The sequence below is a fragment of the Klebsiella ornithinolytica genome (assembly GCF_030505655.1).
In the GTDB taxonomy this organism is placed as follows: Bacteria; Pseudomonadota; Gammaproteobacteria; order Enterobacterales; family Enterobacteriaceae; genus Klebsiella; species Klebsiella ornithinolytica.
Map to the genome: position 1 here is coordinate 1,300,322 of NZ_CP130153.1, position 18,453 is coordinate 1,318,774.

Annotated in this window: 12 protein-coding genes; 9 read left to right on the forward strand and 3 right to left on the reverse strand. The window is 58.0% G+C overall.

Features of this window, described 5'->3' with window-relative positions:
* Window position 1: 1 nt before the first annotated feature.
* The 3 genes from iscX to sseB all read left to right on the forward strand — a co-directional run bounded on the left by iscX (window position 2) and on the right by sseB (window position 2,556).
* Window positions 2-202: a Fe-S cluster assembly protein IscX gene (gene iscX / locus Q1L34_RS06240; protein WP_004866369.1), complete on the forward strand. Its 201-nt coding sequence runs from the start codon at window positions 2-4 to the stop codon at window positions 200-202.
* 197 nt (window positions 203-399) lie between these two features.
* A complete protein-coding gene (gene pepB, locus Q1L34_RS06245) occupies window positions 400-1,686 on the forward strand; it encodes an aminopeptidase PepB (RefSeq protein WP_004866367.1) in 1,287 nt (428 codons plus the stop codon).
* A 93-nt stretch (window positions 1,687-1,779) separates the two neighbouring features.
* Window positions 1,780-2,556, forward strand: coding sequence for an enhanced serine sensitivity protein SseB (gene sseB / locus Q1L34_RS06250; RefSeq protein WP_032718057.1), 777 nt, complete (start codon window positions 1,780-1,782; stop codon window positions 2,554-2,556).
* Between the two features lie 34 nt (window positions 2,557-2,590).
* Here sseB and sseA read toward each other — a convergent pair whose 3' ends face one another.
* The 3 genes from sseA to Q1L34_RS06265 all read right to left on the reverse strand — a co-directional run bounded on the left by sseA (window position 2,591) and on the right by Q1L34_RS06265 (window position 5,989).
* The gene (gene sseA / locus Q1L34_RS06255; protein WP_327204402.1) at window positions 2,591-3,436 is read right to left on the reverse strand and encodes a 3-mercaptopyruvate sulfurtransferase; all 846 of its coding nucleotides are present in this window, start codon (window positions 3,434-3,436) and stop codon (window positions 2,591-2,593) included.
* A gap of 122 nt (window positions 3,437-3,558) precedes the next feature.
* Window positions 3,559-4,743, reverse strand: a complete 1,185-nt coding sequence (locus tag Q1L34_RS06260) for an amidohydrolase (RefSeq protein WP_004866358.1) — start codon at window positions 4,741-4,743, stop codon at window positions 3,559-3,561.
* Window positions 4,744-4,780: 37 nt separating this feature from the next.
* Window positions 4,781-5,989, reverse strand: coding sequence for a hypothetical protein (locus Q1L34_RS06265; protein WP_327204403.1), 1,209 nt, complete (start codon window positions 5,987-5,989; stop codon window positions 4,781-4,783).
* Window positions 5,990-6,613: 624 nt separating this feature from the next.
* Here Q1L34_RS06265 and Q1L34_RS06270 point away from each other — a divergent pair.
* From Q1L34_RS06270 to ispG, 6 genes are all read left to right on the forward strand, one after another.
* On the forward strand, window positions 6,614-11,563 hold the full coding sequence (locus Q1L34_RS06270; protein WP_032718053.1) for an alpha-2-macroglobulin family protein: 4,950 nt from the start codon (window positions 6,614-6,616) through the stop codon (window positions 11,561-11,563).
* On the forward strand, window positions 11,564-13,888 hold the full coding sequence (pbpC, locus tag Q1L34_RS06275; RefSeq protein ID WP_327204404.1) for a peptidoglycan glycosyltransferase PbpC: 2,325 nt from the start codon (window positions 11,564-11,566) through the stop codon (window positions 13,886-13,888).
* Between the two features lie 161 nt (window positions 13,889-14,049).
* Entirely contained in the window at window positions 14,050-14,481 is a 432-nt protein-coding gene (ndk, locus tag Q1L34_RS06280) for a nucleoside-diphosphate kinase (protein ID WP_004866348.1), read from the forward strand.
* Between the two features lie 333 nt (window positions 14,482-14,814).
* Complete coding sequence (gene rlmN, locus Q1L34_RS06285; RefSeq protein ID WP_004866345.1) at window positions 14,815-15,981, forward strand: dual-specificity RNA methyltransferase RlmN; 1,167 nt, start codon at window positions 14,815-14,817, stop codon at window positions 15,979-15,981.
* Window positions 15,982-16,253: 272 nt separating this feature from the next.
* Window positions 16,254-17,222 (forward strand): cytoskeleton protein RodZ, encoded by a 969-nt coding sequence (gene rodZ / locus Q1L34_RS06290; protein WP_064356775.1) that lies wholly within the window; start codon window positions 16,254-16,256, stop codon window positions 17,220-17,222.
* Between the two features lie 26 nt (window positions 17,223-17,248).
* Window positions 17,249-18,370 carry a flavodoxin-dependent (E)-4-hydroxy-3-methylbut-2-enyl-diphosphate synthase gene (gene ispG, locus Q1L34_RS06295; protein WP_004866336.1) on the forward strand — a complete coding sequence of 374 codons (1,122 nt, stop codon included), beginning with the start codon at window positions 17,249-17,251 and terminating at the stop codon, window positions 18,368-18,370.
* The last annotated feature ends 83 nt before the right edge of the window (window positions 18,371-18,453 follow it).

The window sequence follows — 18,453 nt, forward strand, 5'->3', positions numbered from 1 at the left end:
TATGGGACTGAAATGGACCGATAGTCGTGAAATTGGCGAAGCGCTGTATGACGCCTTCCCGGATCTCGACCCGAAAACCGTTCGCTTCACCGATATGCATCAGTGGATTTGCGAGCTGGAAGATTTTGATGACAATCCGACCGCATCCAATGAAAAAATTCTGGAGGCGATTCTGCTAGTCTGGTTAGATGAAGCAGAATAATTTCCGCAACATGTTTCACGCTGCAGATGCGTGGGTCGTGTTTGCTCACTCCCGCCGCACAGTAATCTGTGGGCCCGGTGAATGAGCGGCTGACCGCCTTCTCCTGCAGCGTGAAACATCGGAAAAATAATATGGGCTGCCTTTTGGCGGCCCTTTTGCCAAATGCGGCTCCTTTGCCAAATAAGGATAAAGATAAAATGACCGAAGCCATGAAGATTACGCTGACGACCCAACCCGCCGACGCGCGCTGGGGAGAAAAAGCGGCTTACAGCATTAATAATGACGGCATCACCCTGCATCTGAACGGTAAAGACGACCTCGGTTTGATTCAGCGCGCGGCGCGTAAAGTCGACGGGATGGGGATCAAACATGTCGCGCTGAGCGGCGAAGGCTGGGATACCGACCGCGCGTGGGCATTCTGGGCCGGTTACAAAGGGCCGAAAGGCAGCCGCAAGGTGGAATGGCCGGCGCTGGACGACGCGCAGAAAAGCGAGCTGGACAATCGGCTGACGATTATTGACTGGGTGCGGGATACCATTAACGCGCCGGCGGAAGAGCTTGGCCCGGAACAGCTGGCTCAGCGCGCGGTCGATCTGCTGTGCAGCGTCGCCTGCGACAACGTGACATACCGCATCACGAAAGGTGAAGACCTGCGTGAGCAAGGCTATCTTGGCCTGCATACCGTTGGCCGCGGCTCCGAGCGTCCGCCGGTACTGCTGGCGCTGGATTACAACCCAACCGGCAATAAAGAGGCCCCGGTGTACGCTTGCCTGGTCGGGAAAGGTATCACCTTCGATTCCGGCGGCTACAGCATCAAACAAAGCGCGTTTATGGATTCGATGAAGTCCGATATGGGCGGCGCGGCAACGGTTACCGGCGCGCTGGCGTTCGCGATTACCCGCGGCCTGAACAAACGCGTGAAGCTGTATCTGTGCTGTGCGGACAACCTGATCAGCGGTAATGCCTTTAAACTCGGCGACATCATTCGCTATCGCAATGGCAAGACTGTGGAAATCATGAACACCGACGCTGAAGGTCGTCTGGTGCTGGCGGATGGTCTGATTGATGCCTCGACGCAGAAACCTGAGCTGATCATCGATGCCGCGACCCTGACCGGGGCGGCGAAAACCGCGCTCGGTAATGACTATCACGCGCTGTTCAGCTTTGATGACTCGCTGGCTAACCGTCTGTTGGCGAGTGCGCAGGCGGAAAACGAAGCCTTCTGGCGCCTGCCGCTGGCCGAGTTCCACCGCGGCCAGCTGCCGTCTAACTTCGCCGAGCTGAACAACACCGGCAGCGCGGCCTATCCGGCTGGCGCCAGCACTGCAGCCGGTTTCCTGTCGCATTTCGTTGAAAATTATCACCAGGGCTGGCTGCACATCGACTGCTCGGCGACCTATCGCAAAGCGGCGGTTGAGCAGTGGTCTGCCGGCGCCACCGGCCTCGGCGTGCGCACGATTGCTCATCTGTTAACCGCAGAGTAATGCTCTTGCCGGTGGCGCTGCGCTTATCCGGCCGGGGAAATTCGTAGGCCCGTGCAAGCGCAGCGCCGCCGGGCAATTTAAAGTAATGAAAATATGTCCGAAACTAAAAATGAATTAGAAACTCTGCTGGAAAAGGCGGCGACCGAGCCAGGTCACCGCCCGGCATTTTTCCGTACGCTGCTGGAATCCACCGTGTGGGTACCGGGGGCGGCAGCGGAAGGTGAGCCGATTGTCGAAGAGAGTGCCGTCGATCTGCAGCACTGGGAGAAAGATGATGGCGCTTCGGTGATTCCGTTTTTCTCTTCTCTGGAAGCGCTGCAGCAGGCGGTGGAAGATGAACAATCGTTTGTGGTGATGCCGGCACGGACGCTGTTTGCGATGACGCTCGGCGAAACGCTGTTCCTCAATGCGAAGCTGGCAACCGGTAAAGAGTTTATGCCCAATGAGATCCGCCATCTGCTGGGGGAAGAGGGCAGCCCGCTCAGCACCCAAACCGTGCTTGAAGGCGGCGAGTCTTTGCTGTTGTCTGAAGTCGCCGAGCCACCGGCGCAGATGATTGATTCGCTGACGACGCTGTTTAAAACGATGAAGACCGTCAGACGGGCATTTCTTTGCTCAATTAAAGATAGCGCTGATGCGCCGGCAAACCTGCTGATCGGGATTGAAGCCGAAGGCGATATCGAAGAGGTGATCCAGGCGGCAGGCAGCGTGGCGACCGATACGTTACCTGGCGATGAGCCGGTTGATATTTGTCAGGTGGTTGAAGGTGAAAAGGGGATCAGCCATTTTATGATTGCCCATATCACGCCATTTTATGAAAAGCGCTGGGGCAGTTTCCTGCGCGATTTCAAACAGAACCGCATTATCTAAAGCAGCGGGGGCTTCGGCCCCCGCTGTTGTTCTCTTATTGCGCCGGTTCGATCGGCAGGTCGCTACGTGCGCCCCATTCGCTCCACGAGCCGTCATAGAGACAGACGCCGTTGACGCCCAGCGTCGTCAGCGCCAGCACCACAACCGCCGCCGTGACGCCGGAGCCGCAGCTGGCAATAATCGGCCGCTCGAAATCCACGCCCTGGCGAATGAAAATCTCATTCAGCTCATCCACAGTTTTCAGTTCGCCGTTAATCACCAGATCGCTCCACGGTACGTTGAGCGCGCCGGGAATATGACCGCGACGCAGTCCTGGACGAGGCTCATCCACCAGGCCATTAAAACGCCCGGCCGGACGCGCATCAACGATCTGCGCCGATCCCTCATGGCTAACCAGCAGTACATCGGTCAGCCGTTTGATCACTTCCGGATCGAAGCGTCCGTCAAATTCGCCTTCCGGAATATCGGGAACTCCCTGCTCAAGAGGCAATTCATCGCGCTGCCAGCCGGCCAGGCCGCCGGCGAGAATCGAGACGTTTTCGACGCCAAATGTGCGCAGCATCCACCAGGCGCGCGGGGCTGAGAAGAGATTGCCTTCATCGTAAACCACCAGATGTTTATCGCTGCTGACCCCCAGCTCGCGCATCGCAACGGCGAAGGCTTCCGCTCGCGGCATCATATGCGGCAGCGGGCTGGTGCGATCGGAAAGCGCTTCAATATCGAAAAATACGGCGTTGGGAATATGACCCGCGCGATATTCGGCGTGCAAATCGCGATCTTCCTGCCCAGGCGGCGCCATTCGCGCATCGATAATCTGAATTTCCGGGTCATCAATATGTGCCGCTAACCAGTCAGCGGCGACAAAAAACGAAGTGGACATGGCTGTCTCCGTGTCATCAACAATAGGTAGATTGTTGATGTTTTTGCCCTTACCGACAAGGCATTTTCACGTAATACATACCGTAATGTGATATGTCCCCGGCGTACACCGGGGAGAAGCGATCAGAAGCGGTCTTGATGCAGATAGCGCCAGGCGTACTGAGCGTACAGCCCGGCGCCGGTTTTCATCACTTGTTCATCGATATTGAAGCATCCGTGATGGTGGGCGTAGTCGCTCCCTTTCGCTTTATTACCGGAGCCGAGCAGGGCAAAACAACCGGGAATATCTTGCAGATAGAAGCTGAAATCCTCCCCACCGGTCGTGGGTTTTTCGCTGAATAGCACGTCGTCACCGAAGGCTTCGCGGATCGTGGACTGCGCCAGCAATGCGCTGCGTTCTTCGTTAATCACCGGTAATGTGCCGTAGCAGTAGTCGACGTCAACGCTGGCGCCATACATCGCCGCAGTATGCTGCGCATAGCGCGTGATTGCGGCCTCCAGGCGCCGGCGGGTTTCGATGCTGAAGCAACGTACTGTACCGTCCAGGAGCGCATTTTCGGCAATCACGTTGAACCGGGTGCCGACATCCATGCGACCGATAGAGACCACGGCGGAGTCCAGCGGCGAAGTTTCACGCGCCACGATAGCCTGTAAATTCATCACGAAGGCGGAGGCGACAACCGCCGCATCGATGCAGGCCTCTGGCATGGAACCGTGACCGCCGCGGCCGCGAAAGGTGACTTTGAGTAAATCTGCGGAGGCAAATGACGACCCCACGTTGCAGGATATTTTGCCGGAAGGCGAGCCGGACCAGATGTGCATGCCAAAAATGTTGTCGACATTATCCAGGGCCCCCTGGGCGATCATCGCTTTGGCGCCTTCGGCAATCTCCTCGGCGGGCTGAAAAATTAACCGTACGTTACCGGCCATCTGCTCGCGAACCTCATACAGCGCGCGGGCGGCGGTAAGCAGCATTGCGGTATGGGAATCATGCCCGCAGGCGTGCATTTTCCCGGCGGTGAGCGATTTATAGCTGAGCCGATCGTTGAGCTCATGCACCGGCAGCGCATCCATATCGGCGCGCAGTGCCACCGTTTTGCCCGGTTTACTGCCAGTAATGTCTGCAATGACGCCGGTCGGAACGGTACGGCGACAGGCGATGCCGATATTCTCCAGTTCCGCCACGACGCGATCCGTCGTTCGTCGCTCCTCCCACGGCAGCTCCGGGTGGGCGTGTAGATCGCGGCGAAAGTCGATTGTTGCCTGCTCTTCTCTGGCGATGATGGCGGTAATAACGGGGTTAATCATAAAACGGACTCCATAGGTTCGTAGAAAATGAAACGGTTCAGTCGATCACCGGCGCCAGATAACCCACCAGTATTCCGGCCAGAATGACGGAAACAATCGTCACGGAGATAAACCCGCCAACCAGCATTGGCCCCAGCATGTGCTGAGTCAGCATCTGGCGTTCTTTTTCATCCTGGGTAAGGGCGTTAATGGCTTCGTTGGTGATGATGTAATCCGCCGGGAAGCCGTACAGCGCGGTCAGGGAGATGGCGAATGACATGGCGCCGCTGACGCCGAGCGCTTTCCCCACGAGCCAGGAAACCATAAACATGCCGATAACCGCCGTGGCGATGAGCACCGCCATCGGATAAAGCAGGCGTAGCAGCATCTCCGGCGTCGCTTTGTTCAGGGTATCAAAGATAAACAGCATCAATGCCATGACGGCAAAGCCGAACCCGTTCGCTTTTTGTAGCGTGTGTTTTTCGAGAAACCCTACGGAAGTAAAGACCACGCCAAAAAACAGACACAGCACGAACGGACTGATGCTAACGATGGGTTTTGCCAGGTCGGAGATAAACCAGGCCAGACAGCCGACCATCGCCAGGCGCAGAAATTTAAAATAGCTACTGTTGTAGCTTGCGGGGAGGCGGCTAAACAAACGCGGCATTATTTCTTCGCCGCAGGCGAGGAGGGGCTGTTCTTCAGCGTTTTCATGATGCTGTTTGTTACTGCGGTAGCGCCTGAGCCACGATTTTCCTTCGCGTTGCAGCATGATGGCGGTGAGGGGATAGCCGGCGAATCCCTGCATCACGTAAATCAGAATCGCCAGTACGGACAGATCGACCAGCCCAGCGTTGCTTGCACCTTGCGACATAATTAATGATGACACGATCCCACCGACCAGCGGCGGGATGGTCACCAGCGCGGTGTTGCGGTCAAATAGCAACAGGCTCACCGCGAAGACGGCTACCGTTATCCCGGCAATACCGGCAAGCGCGATGATTACCGTTTTCCACTGGCGCATGAGCTCCTGCAGTGACAGCAGGGTACCCATATTGGTAATCAGCAGATACATCAGCATGATGGCAACGGGCGCCGTGATCCCCGCCCGGCTAATAATATCAGGCGGAAAAAACGTCCAGTATCCGCCCAGAAACAGGACCGCACAGACAAAGACGGAAGGGATCCAGGCTTTGGTGCGGGTAGAGATAACATCGCCTGTATAAAGAATGAAAATAATAATTAACAGCGCGTTCATTTGTGACATAAATAATTCCCATATTACTTATTTAATATATCAATACGGAACGAATGACGGTTGTGCCGTTATTGAATCAGCAGCGCGGGCGGTCAGAACGACTATCCGTTTTTTTAGCCAACGTGGGCATATTGAAAGATACCGGTAATCATGCGGTTGAACGGGCTTCGGCAATGAGGTCATTTCTCCGTCTGGAGATGAAAATTGACGACTGCCAGCAGTATCAGAGGGCATGAAATATGGCGGTATAGCGTTCAGATAAGAGAAAACGGGCGTATTGTCAATTTATAAAGCGGTAGTGCATTTAATTTCGGAATTAATCAAGGAGGGAAATTATACTCTCAGGCGGTAATTAAATTGCCACATTGTCCGTTTCTGCTTTTTTAAATGCGCGTGGTCACATATTTTATATTTATCGTGCGGGGCGGCAATTTTTCGCCCTCCGCGGACTCAAATACACTGTCGTTATTATTCTCATCGGGTACCAGATAAAGCATATTGCCGAAAGCGTATTATCGGAACATCAGACCGCCTGTGCGATGCCGATAGCATAAGCAATTGGTAATTCCGCCGTTAGCGCATAATAATGTGTTCACTACAGGCATCTGGCTGTTCAGGCCAAGGGGTTAAAGGATGAAACCATTTCGTTTAGCGGCGCTGTCGCTGGCACTGTTGACGGCACTCTCTCTCAGCGGATGCGATGACAGCGGTAAACCGCAGGCCGTCGCGCCAGCCGGCTCTTCCGCTGGGCAAACGGGCACTGCAAAACCGGATAGCGCGCAGCTGGCGGCGCTGGCGGAAAAAAGCAAAGGTAAAGCGCTGACGCTGCTCGACGCCTCGGAAATCCAGCTGGACGGCGCGGCGGCGATGGTGCTCACCTTCTCTGTGCCGCTTAATCCCGATCAGGATTTCTCACGCAGCGTACATCTTGTCGATAAAAAAAGCGGCAAGGTGGATGGTGCCTGGGAACTCTCTCCTGACCTGAAAGCGCTGCGGCTACGTCATCTTGAGCCGAAACGCGAACTGATTGTCTCCGTTGACCCGACGCTGAGTGCGCTGAACGCGGCGACCTTTGATAACCATTTTGAAAAAACCATTACCACCCGCGATATTGCTCCGAGCGTCGGTTTTGCCAGCCGCGGCTCGCTGCTGCCGGGCAAAGTGGTTGCCGGGCTGCCGGTTATGGCGCTGAACGTCGATAACGTCGACGTCAACTTTTTCCGTATCAAGCCGGAGTCGCTGTCCGCTTTTGTCAGCCAGTGGGAATATCGTAACTCATTGAGTAACTGGGAGTCTGACGAGCTGTTGAAAATGGCCGATCTGGTCTATACCGGGCGTTTCGATCTCAATCCGGCGCGCAACACGCGGGAGAAACTGCTGCTGCCGCTGGCGGATATTAAGCCGTTGCAGCAGCCGGGCGTTTACGTAGCGGTGATGAATCCGGCGGGACGCTACAGCTATAGCAACGCTGCGACGCTGTTTACGTTGAGCGATATCGGCGTATCGGCGCACCGTTATCGTAACCGGCTGGATGTCTTTACCCAGAGTCTCGAAGACGGTGCGGCGCAATCGGGTATCGATGTGCAGCTGCTGAATGCGAAAGGGCAAACTCTCGCCCAGGCGAAAAGCGACGCCCAGGGGCACGTGACCCTGCAAACCGATGATAAAGAAGCGGCGCTGTTGCTGGCGCGAAAAGACGGGCAGACCACCCTGCTGGATCTCAAACTTCCTGCACTGGATCTGGCCGAGTTCTCGATTGCCGGCGCCCCGGGATTCAGCAAGCAGTTCTTTATGTTTGGTCCGCGCGATCTTTATCGTCCGGGAGAGACGGTCATCCTCAACGCGCTGCTCCGTGACGGCGACGGCAAACCGCTGGCCGAGCAGCCGGTGAAGTTCGACGTGGTTCAGCCGGACGGTCAGGTGATCCGCTCGCTGGTCAGCAAACCGGTCAATGGTCTGTATCAGTTTACCTGGCCGCTTGATAGCGGGGCGGCGACCGGTATGTGGCATATCCGCGCCAGCACCGGCGACAATCAGCCGCGCGAGTGGGATTTCCACGTCGAAGATTTTATGCCTGAGCGTATGGCGCTGAATCTGACGCCGCAAAATACCCCGCTGGCCATGGATGCCGATGTGCGCTTTAACGTTGCCGGCGCCTATCTGTATGGCGCCCCGGCCAGCGGCAATCAGCTCCAGGGAAAACTGTTCCTGCGTCCGCTGCGCGATGCGGTTGCAGCGCTGCCGGGCTTCCAGTTTGGTGATATTGCCGAAGAAAACCTCTCCCGCAGCCTGGATGAAGTCCAGACGACGCTGGATGAAAAAGGCCATGCCGACGTGACTACCGCCAGCCAGTGGCAGGATAGCCATTCGCCGCTGCAGGTGGTTTTACAGGCCAGCCTGCTGGAGTCAGGCGGCCGACCGGTTACCCGTACCGTACAGCAGCCGATCTGGCCGGCCGATACGCTGCCGGGGATCCGCCCTGAATTTGCCCTCAAAGAGGTCTACGACTATCGCACCGACAGTACGGTGAAACAGCCGGTGGTAGAAGAAAACAGCACCGCGGCGTTTGAGATTGTCTACGCCGATGCCAAAGGCGAGAAAAAAGCGGTCTCCGGGCTACAGGTACGGCTGATTCGCGAGCGCCGCGACTACTACTGGAACTGGTCTGACGGCGAAGGCTGGCAGTCTCAGTTCGATCAAAAAGATCTGCAGGAAGGCGAACAGTCTCTGGATCTGCAGGCCGGGCAAACGGCGAAAGTGAGTTTCCCGGTGGAGTGGGGATCCTACCGCCTGGAAGTGAAGGGGCCTGATGACGTGATCAGCAGCGTGCGCTTCTGGGCGGGCTACAGCTGGCAGGATAACAGCGATGGCACAGGAGCCGCGCGTCCGGATCGGGTCACCATGAAGCTGGACAAAGCGGCCTATAAACCGGGGGACACTATCAAACTGCATATCGCCGCGCCTGCGGCGGGAAAAGGTTATGCGATGGTTGAATCCAGCGAAGGGCCGCTGTGGTGGCAGGAAATTGACGTCCCGGCGGAGGGTATGGCGCTGTCGATTCCGGTCGATAAAACCTGGAACCGTCACGATCTCTACCTCAGCACCCTGGTGATTCGCCCCGGGGATAAATCCCGCTCGGCGACGCCAAAACGGGCGGTGGGTCTGCTGCACCTGCCGCTGGGCGATGAAAACCGCCGCCTGACGCTTGCGCTGGATGCACCAGAAAAAATACGCCCGAATCAGCCGCTGACGGTGAAAATCAAAGCCAGCGTGGCGCAGGGGGAGGTGCCAAAACAGGTCAATGTGCTGCTCTCCGCCGTGGACAGCGGCGTGCTGAATATCACCGATTACGCCACTCCGGATCCGTGGAAGGCTTTCTTTGGTCAGAAGCGTTACGGCGCGGATATTTATGATATCTACGGTCAGGTGATTGAAGGGCAGGGGCGTCTCGCCAGCCTGCGCTTCGGCGGTGACGGCGATGAACTCAAACGCGGCGGTAAACCGCCGGTTAACCACGTCACGATTATTGCCCAGCAGGCGCAGCCGGTGATCCTGGACGAGCGTGGCGAAGGCGCGGTGACGCTGCCGATTGGCGATTTCAACGGCGAGCTGCGGGTGATGGCGCAGGCGTGGACCGCCGATGATTTTGGCAGCAGCGACGAGAAAGTGGTGGTGGCCGCGCCGCTGATTGCCGAGCTGAATACGCCGCGCTTCCTCGCCAACGGCGACGCAACCCGGCTGGCGCTGGATCTGCGTAACCTCACCGACAGGCCGCAAACGCTGAACGTCGCGCTGAGCGCCAGCGGTTTGCTGCAGCTCGATGGCGCGGCCATTCCTCCGCTACAGCTGGCGCCCGGCGCGCGCAGTACGCTGTTTGTCCCGGTGAGCGCCCGCGATGGTTTTGGCGATGGTCAGGTGAATGCCACGATTACCGGCGTGGCTCTGCCGGGTGAGACCTTCCCTCCGATGCAGAAACAGTGGAAAATTGGCGTACGTCCGGCCTTCCCGGCGCAAACCGTGAATAGTGGCGTGGTGCTGCAACCGGGGGAACGCTGGCAGGCGCCAGTCGGGCAAACCCAGGGGTTCTCACCGGCGACGCTGCAGGGACAGCTGGTGTTCAGCGGTAAGCCGCCGTTGAATCTCGCCCGCTATATTCGCGACCTGAAAGCCTATCCCTATGGCTGCCTGGAACAGACCGCCAGCGGTCTGTTCCCGTCGCTTTACACCAACGCCGCGCAGCTCAAAGCATTGGGCATCGCCGGCGACAGTGATGAAAAGCGCCGTGCGGCGGTAGAGATCGGTATTTCCCGACTGCTGCATATGCAGCGTGACGATGGCGGATTTGCGCTGTGGGACAAAGAGGGGCCGGAAGAGTACTGGCTGACCGCCTATGCCATGGATTTCCTTGTGAGAGCAGGCGAGCAGGGCTATAGCGTACCGACTCAGGCGATGAATAACGGTAACCAGCGTCTGCTGCGCTATCTGCAGGAGCCGGGACTGATGACCGTTCGCTACAGCGATGACGCGGCGGCCAGCCGTTTCGCCGCTCAGGCCTATGCCGCCCTGGTGCTGGCCCGTCAGCAAAAAGCCCCCCTTGGTGCCCTCCGCGAAATCTGGAGTCGTCATGAGCAGGCGCGTTCTGGCCTGCCTCTGCTGCAGCTGGGGATCGCCCTTAAAGCGATGGGCGATGCGCCGCGTGCTGAGCAGGCGTTGACGCTGGCGATGAGTACGCCGCGTCAGGATACGGACCGCTGGCTGGGCGATTATGGCAGCGCCCTGCGCGATGATGCGCTGAAGCTGGCCCTGCTGGAGGAGAATCAACTGCTGCCGGATGCGCAGAACACCTTACTGAGCACCCTTGCGGAAGAGGCCTACGGTCAGCGCTGGCTTTCAACCCAGGAGACCAATGCGCTGTTCCTGGCCGGCCGGACATTACAGGGCTTACCCGGCAGCTGGCAGGCGCAAACCTCATTGCAGGCGCAGCCGCTGGCGGCGGATAAAGCGCAGACCCGCAATCTGAGCGCTGAACAGCTGGCGACCCTGCAGGTCAGCAACACCGGCGATCGTCCGCTCTGGTTGCGCCTTGATAGCAGCGGATACCCGCTCGCTGCGCCGCAGGCCACGGGGAACGTACTGGGCATTGAGCGTCAAATCTTTGATACCCGCGGTCAGCAGAAGTCGCTGACCTCGCTGCGTAGCGGCGAGCTGGTGCTGGTGAAGCTGGAGGTAACCGCCAAACGCAATGTTCCGGATGCGCTGGTGGTGGACCTGCTGCCGGCGGGACTGGAGCTGGAAAACCAGAACCTGGCGAACAGCAGCGCCAGCCTGCAGGAGAACGGCGACGCGGTGCAGAACCTGCTTAACCAGATGCAGCAGGCGGATATTCAGCATATCGAGTTTCGTGACGATCGCTTTGTCGCCGCCGTGGCAATTAACGAAGGGCAGCCGGTGACGCTGGTGTATCTGGCGCGCGCGGTCACGCCGGGAACATATCAGGTTCCGCAGCCGCAGGTAGAGTCGATGTATATTCCGCAGTGGCGGGCGACCGGCGCGGCCAGCGGCCCGCTGACTGTTACCCCGTAAATGCGGCGGCTGCGACAGATAAAACGCCGCTGGCGCTGGCTGGCGGCGTTGATCATTATGCTATGGCTGGCGGTGCTGGCGGCCGATCGTCTGTGGCCGTTGCCGCTGCATGAGGTGGCGCCGGCCCGGGTGGTGGTAGCGGAAGATGGCACGCCGCTGTGGCGTTTTGCGGATAAGCAGGGAGTCTGGCGCTATCCGGTCGCTCTCGATGATGTGTCGCCGCGCTATCTGCAGGCGCTGATCCAGTATGAAGATCGCTGGTTCTGGCGGCATCCGGGGGTGAACCCGTTTGCGGTTATTCGCGCGGCCTGGCAAGACCTGACCGCCGGGCGAGTCGTCTCCGGTGGCAGCACGTTGACTATGCAGGTCGCGAGGCTGCTCGATCCCCATCCCCGAACCTTCGGCGGCAAGCTGCGCCAGCTCTGGCGCGCGCTGCAGCTGGAGTGGCATTTATCAAAAAGCGAGATCCTGACGCTGTATCTTAACCGCGCCCCCTTTGGCGGGACGCTGCAGGGAATTGGCGCTGCCAGCTGGGCTTATCTCGGTAAACCCCCCGCGCAGCTCAGCTATGGTGAAGCGGCCCTGCTGGCCGTGCTGCCGCAGGCGCCGAGCCGCCTACGTCCGGACCGCTGGCCGCAGCGGGCTCAGGCCGCGCGGGATAAAGTACTGACGCGGATGCGCAGTCAGGGGGTCTGGCCCGATAAGGCGGTACAGGAGGCGATTGAAGAACCGGTATGGCTGTTTCCACGACAGATGCCGCAGCTGGCGCCGCTTTTTTCCCGGCGGGCACTGGCGAGCGGCCGCCGGGAGAAAGTGGTGACGACGCTGGATGCCGGGCTCCAGCGTCAGCTGGAAGATCTGGCGCTCAACTGGAAATCGCGCCTGCCGCCGCGCAGCTCGCTGGCGATGGTGGTGGTCGACCATACCAGTATGAAAGTGCGGGGCTGGGTCGGGTCGGCAGATATTTCCGACGATAGTCGCTTCGGGCATATCGATATGGTCTCGGCGATTCGTTCGCCGGGTTCAGTCTTAAAACCGTTTGTCTATGGTATGGCGTTGGATGACGGGCTTATTCATCCGGCATCTTTATTACAGGATGTGCCGCGCCGCTTTAGTGATTACCGGCCCGGAAATTTTGATAGCGGTTTCCATGGGCCGGTCAGCGCCAGCGAAGCGCTGGTGCGCTCGCTGAATCTTCCGGCGGTTCAGGTGCTTGAAGCCTATGGGCCGAAGCGCTTCGCCGCCAACTTACGCAATGCCGGTTTGCCGCTGATATTACCGGCCGGCGCGGAACCCAACCTGTCGCTGATCCTCGGCGGGACGGGAGCAAAACTGGAAGATATTGTGGCCGGATATAGCGCCTTCGCCCGCCATGGCAAGGTCGCGCGATTGCGGATGACGCCGGATGACCCGCTGGTGGAAAGACCGCTGTTGTCGCCGGCGGCGGCCTGGATAGTCCGGCGAATTTTGGCTGGCGAGGCCCAGCCGGTGCCGGACGCTTCGTTGGTGCAGGTGGTTCCGCTGGCGTGGAAAACCGGGACCAGCTACGGCTACCGCGATGCCTGGGCCATTGGCGTCAATGCCCGCTACCTGATCGGTATCTGGACCGGACGGCCGGACGGCACCCCGGTGGTGGGGCAGTTTGGTTTTGCCAGCGCGGTGCCTCTGCTGAACCAGGTCAATAATATGCTGCTGGCGCGACCGGCCATGGGACGCGGCGGTCTGCCCACCGATCCGCGTCCGCAGACGGTCAGCGCGGCAACGATCTGCTGGCCCGGCGGGCAGAGCCTGGTATCAGGCGATAGCAACTGTCGACGTCGACTGGCGACATGGCTGCTGGAAGACAGCCAGCCGCCGACGCTGCTGTTGCCGGGCCAGGAAGAGGGGCGCGGTATTCGCTTCCCCATCTGGTTAGATGAGCAGGGACGGCGGGTGGCGGCGGATTGCCCCGGCGCGGTGCGGAAAGTCGTCGATGTCTGGCCGCTGCCGCTGGAGTCCTGGCTGCCCCCTGCGGAGCGGCGGGCAGCCCGCCTGGGCGCGGTTTCACCGGACTGCCCGCCGCCGCAGGCGACGGATGTGGCGCCGCTGGTGCTGTCAGGCGTGCGCGAGGGGGCGGTGATTAAACGTTTACCGGGAACGGCGCGGGTCATGCTGGCGTTGCAGACAACCGGTGGCGAAGGGCGGCGCTGGTGGTTTCTTAATGGCGAATCCCAGACTACCGCTGGCGCCAGCGTCACGCTGCCGCTGGAGCGACCCGACCGTTATCAACTGGTCGTCATGGACGAGAGTGGCCAGGTGGCGACGGCGAATTTTACCCTGCAATAGCGGCAGATGCCCAATTCCCCTGTTTTATGTGTTGCTAAAACTCGTCTTATTTTAACAAAATGTTACCTTCATCCATAGGCAGCGCCGGTGTTGCTCATTATAATGCGCGCCAGGCCATACGATCGTATGCGCAACAACAGAACATTTTATTAGAGGTAATCATGGCTATTGAACGTACTTTTTCCATCATCAAACCAAACGCGGTGGCAAAAAACGTTATTGGCAGCATCTTTTCTCGCTTTGAAGCTGCAGGGTTCAAAATCGTCGGCACCAAAATGCTGCACCTGACCGTTGAACAGGCTCGCGGTTTCTACGCTGAGCACGAAGGTCGCCCGTTCTTTGACGGTCTGGTTGAGTTCATGACCTCCGGCCCGATCGTGGTCTCCGTTCTGGAAGGCGAAAACGCCGTTCAGCGTCACCGTGACCTGCTGGGCGCAACCAACCCGGACAACGCCCTGGCAGGCACCCTGCGCGCAGACTACGCCGACAGCTTCACCGAGAACGGCACCCACGGTTCCGACTCCGTTGAATCTGCCGCTCGCGAAATTGCGTTCTTCTTCGCCGAAGGCGAGGTTTGCCCGCGCACTCGCTAATCTCCTGCGTCTTTCAGGCCACTGCTTTGTTGGCTTCATTCGCGCACCCCGGTCACATAGTTATCTCTGTTCCCGGGGATTTGCGAACTTGCCGTCTCGCCGTGAGCTGAAATACTTTGGCGATCCTGGTCCTCGTCTTTTCGCCAATCGAAAAGCCATAGAGGATGAAGTACGCAGCAACAGATTTTTTCATCATTGCCGCGTGCAAACGTGGTATTGATGCAGCAGAATTTGTACAATGCAGCGCCCCTGGACGAGCACTCGTTCATAGGGGCGTTTCTTTTTTCAACCCTCCTGGGGCCATAACGTGTAACAACGAGGCCGGAATAGATTATGTCTGAACATATTGTCACACCTGATACCGCCGCTCTGACGGTGCCGAACAAAGATGCCAAAATCAACCTGCTGGACCTGAACCGTCAGCAGATGCGCGAGTTTTTCAAAAACATGGGTGAAAAACCCTTCCGCGCCGATCAGGTGATGAAATGGATGTATCACTACTGCAGCGACAACTTTGATGATATGACCGATATCAACAAGGTGCTGCGCAACAAGCTGAAGGAAGTCGCGGAGATTCGCGCGCCGGAAGTCGTTGAGGAGCAGCGCTCCAGCGACGGTACCATTAAATGGGCGATTGCCGTCGGCGATCAGCGCGTGGAAACGGTCTATATTCCGGAAGACGATCGTGCGACGCTGTGCGTTTCGTCGCAGGTTGGGTGCGCTTTAGAGTGTAAATTCTGCTCGACCGCGCAGCAGGGTTTTAACCGCAATCTGCGGGTTTCAGAAATTATCGGCCAGGTATGGCGCGCGGCGAAAATCGTCGGTGCGGCCAAAATTACCGGCCAACGCCCGATCACCAACGTGGTGATGATGGGGATGGGCGAGCCGCTGCTGAACCTGACTAACGTCGTTCCGGCGATGGAAATCATGCTGGACGATTTCGGTTTTGGCCTGTCGAAACGTCGCGTGACGCTTTCTACTTCTGGCGTGGTCCCGGCGCTGGATAAGCTCGGCGATATGATCGACGTGGCGCTGGCGATCTCCCTGCACGCCCCCAACGATACGATTCGTGATGAGATCGTGCCGATCAACAAGAAATATAATATTGAGACCTTCCTGAACTCGGTTCGCGGCTATATTTCGAAATCCAACGCTAACCAGGGTCGCGTCACCATTGAGTACGTCATGCTGGATCACGTCAACGATGGTACCGAGCATGCCCATGAACTGGCGGCGCTGTTGAAAGATACGCCGTGCAAGATCAACCTGATTCCCTGGAACCCGTTCCCGGGGGCGCCGTACGGCCGTAGTTCAAACAGCCGTATCGACCGTTTCTCCAAGGTGCTGATGGAATATGGCTTTACCACTATCGTGCGTAAAACGCGCGGCGATGACATTGACGCCGCCTGTGGACAGCTGGCCGGCGATGTTATCGACCGGACCAAGCGTACGCTGCGTAAACGCATGCAGGGCGAAGCCATCGATGTGAAGACGGTCTGATAAATGACGCAGCGCACGGCATGAAGCATGCGCTGCGGATTTATGCCTAATCGCCAGGCGAAATACGCTGATTCGGGCAATAATTACGGTGCGTTTTTGTCGACTTTGAGGCAGTATGTAGCGGCACTACAACCGCTTAGCATTCAATATTGATAAGTATCTGTGATAGTGGGTCATACGGACTTATACTCTTCGTGTGACGTTTAGCAGATGTTTCGCGGCGCGGGGTTAACCGGCGCTGAACTTTAAATTCACGTACCAGTAGTTGTCGAATGAACACTGAAGCCACTCAAGACCATCAAGAAGCAAATACGACGGGCACGCGTCTACGTCATGCCCGTGAACAACTCGGACTCAGCCAGCAAGCGGTGGCGGAGCGCTTATGCCTGAAAGTTTCCACGGTTCGTGATATTGAAGACGACAAGGCGCCGGCCGACCTGGCCTCTACGTTCCTGCGCGGCTACATCCGCTCCTATGCGCGCCTTGTGCACATTCCGGAAGATGAACTGCTGCCAATGATGGCAAAACAGGCCCCGATTCGTGCCGCGAAAGTTGCGCCGATGCAGAGCTTCTCCCTGGGAAAACGCCGTAAAAAGCGTGATGGCTGGCTGATGAGCTTCACCTGGCTGGTGCTGTTTGTGGTCATTGGCCTCAGCGGCGCCTGGTGGTGGCAAGACCATAAGGCCCAGCAGGAAGAAATTACCTCAATGGCCGACCAGTCAACCGCTGAACTGAATGCGGGCGACAGCAGCCAGAGTATTCCGCTGGATACCGGTGCCGGCAGCACGGCAGCGGACAGCACTGCCAACAGCGCGCCGGTTGATACCACCCCTGCGCCGCCGGCCTCTACCCAGGCGCCGGTTGATAATAACGCCGTTGTGGCGCCATCTCAGGCCAATGTGGATAGCGCACCGGCTGCCGCGGCGCCGACCTCTCCACTGCCAACCGCCCCGGCTAATGCCGCCGCTACCGCCGCTGCGGCCCAGGATTTGGTCCTGAACTTCTCTGCCGACTGCTGGCTGGAAGTGAGCGATGCAACCGGTAAAAAACTGTTCAGCGGTTTGCAACGTAAGGGCGGTAATCTGAACCTGAGCGGTCAGGCGCCTTATAAACTGAAAATTGGCGCGCCGGCAGCGGTACAGATTCAGTATCTGGGTAAACCCGTCGATTTGAGTCGTTTTATCAGAACTAACCAGGTTGCGCGTCTGACCCTTAATGCCGAAACATCACCGGCGCAGTAACAGACGGGTAACGCGGGAGATTTTTCATGCATAACCAGGCTCCGATTCAACGTAGAAAATCAAAACGTATTTACGTTGGGAATGTGCCGATTGGCGATGGTGCTCCCATCGCCGTACAGTCGATGACCAATACTCGCACCACCGATGTGGCTGCGACGGTAAACCAAATCAAAGCCTTAGAGCGCGTTGGCGCGGATATCGTCCGCGTCTCCGTTCCGACGATGGATGCAGCGGAAGCGTTCAGGCTCATCAAGCAGCAGGTCAACGTCCCGCTGGTCGCCGATATCCACTTTGACTACCGTATTGCCCTGAAAGTGGCGGAGTACGGTGTGGACTGCCTGCGTATCAACCCGGGCAACATCGGAAACGAAGAACGTATCCGCATGGTGGTTGATTGCGCCCGCGATAAAAATATTCCTATCCGTATCGGCGTCAACGCCGGTTCGCTGGAAAAAGATCTGCAGGAAAAGTACGGCGAACCAACGCCGCAGGCGCTGCTGGAATCAGCCATGCGTCATGTCGATCATCTCGATCGTCTCAACTTCGATCGCTTTAAGGTCAGCGTGAAGGCTTCCGATGTCTTCCTGGCGGTGGAATCTTATCGTCTGCTGGCGAAGCAGATCGATCAGCCGCTGCACCTTGGGATCACTGAAGCCGGCGGCGCCCGCAGCGGCGCGGTGAAGTCGGCGATCGGCCTGGGGCTGCTGCTGTCTGAAGGGATCGGCGATACCCTGCGCGTTTCCCTGGCGGCGGATCCGGTTGAAGAGATCAAGGTCGGTTTCGACATTCTGAAATCCCTGCGCATCCGCGCCCGCGGGATCAACTTCATCGCTTGCCCGACCTGTTCGCGTCAGGAGTTCGACGTTATCGGCACCGTTAACGCGCTGGAGCAACGTCTGGAAGACATTATTACGCCGATGGATATTTCGATTATCGGTTGCGTGGTGAACGGTCCGGGCGAAGCGCTGGTTTCAACGCTTGGCGTGACCGGCGGCAATAAAAAAAGCGGCCTCTATGAAGATGGCGTGCGTAAAGACAGGCTGGACAACGACGATATGATCGATCAGCTGGAAGCACGGATTCGTGCTAAAGCCTCGATGCTTGATGAAGCGCGTCGCATCAATGTTCAGCAGGTTGAAGAGAAATAATCCGGGGCGGTGTATCACTTCCCGTGTATGATTGAACCCGCAGACGCGCGGCGTCGGGGTTCATTTTTGTATATAAATAAAGA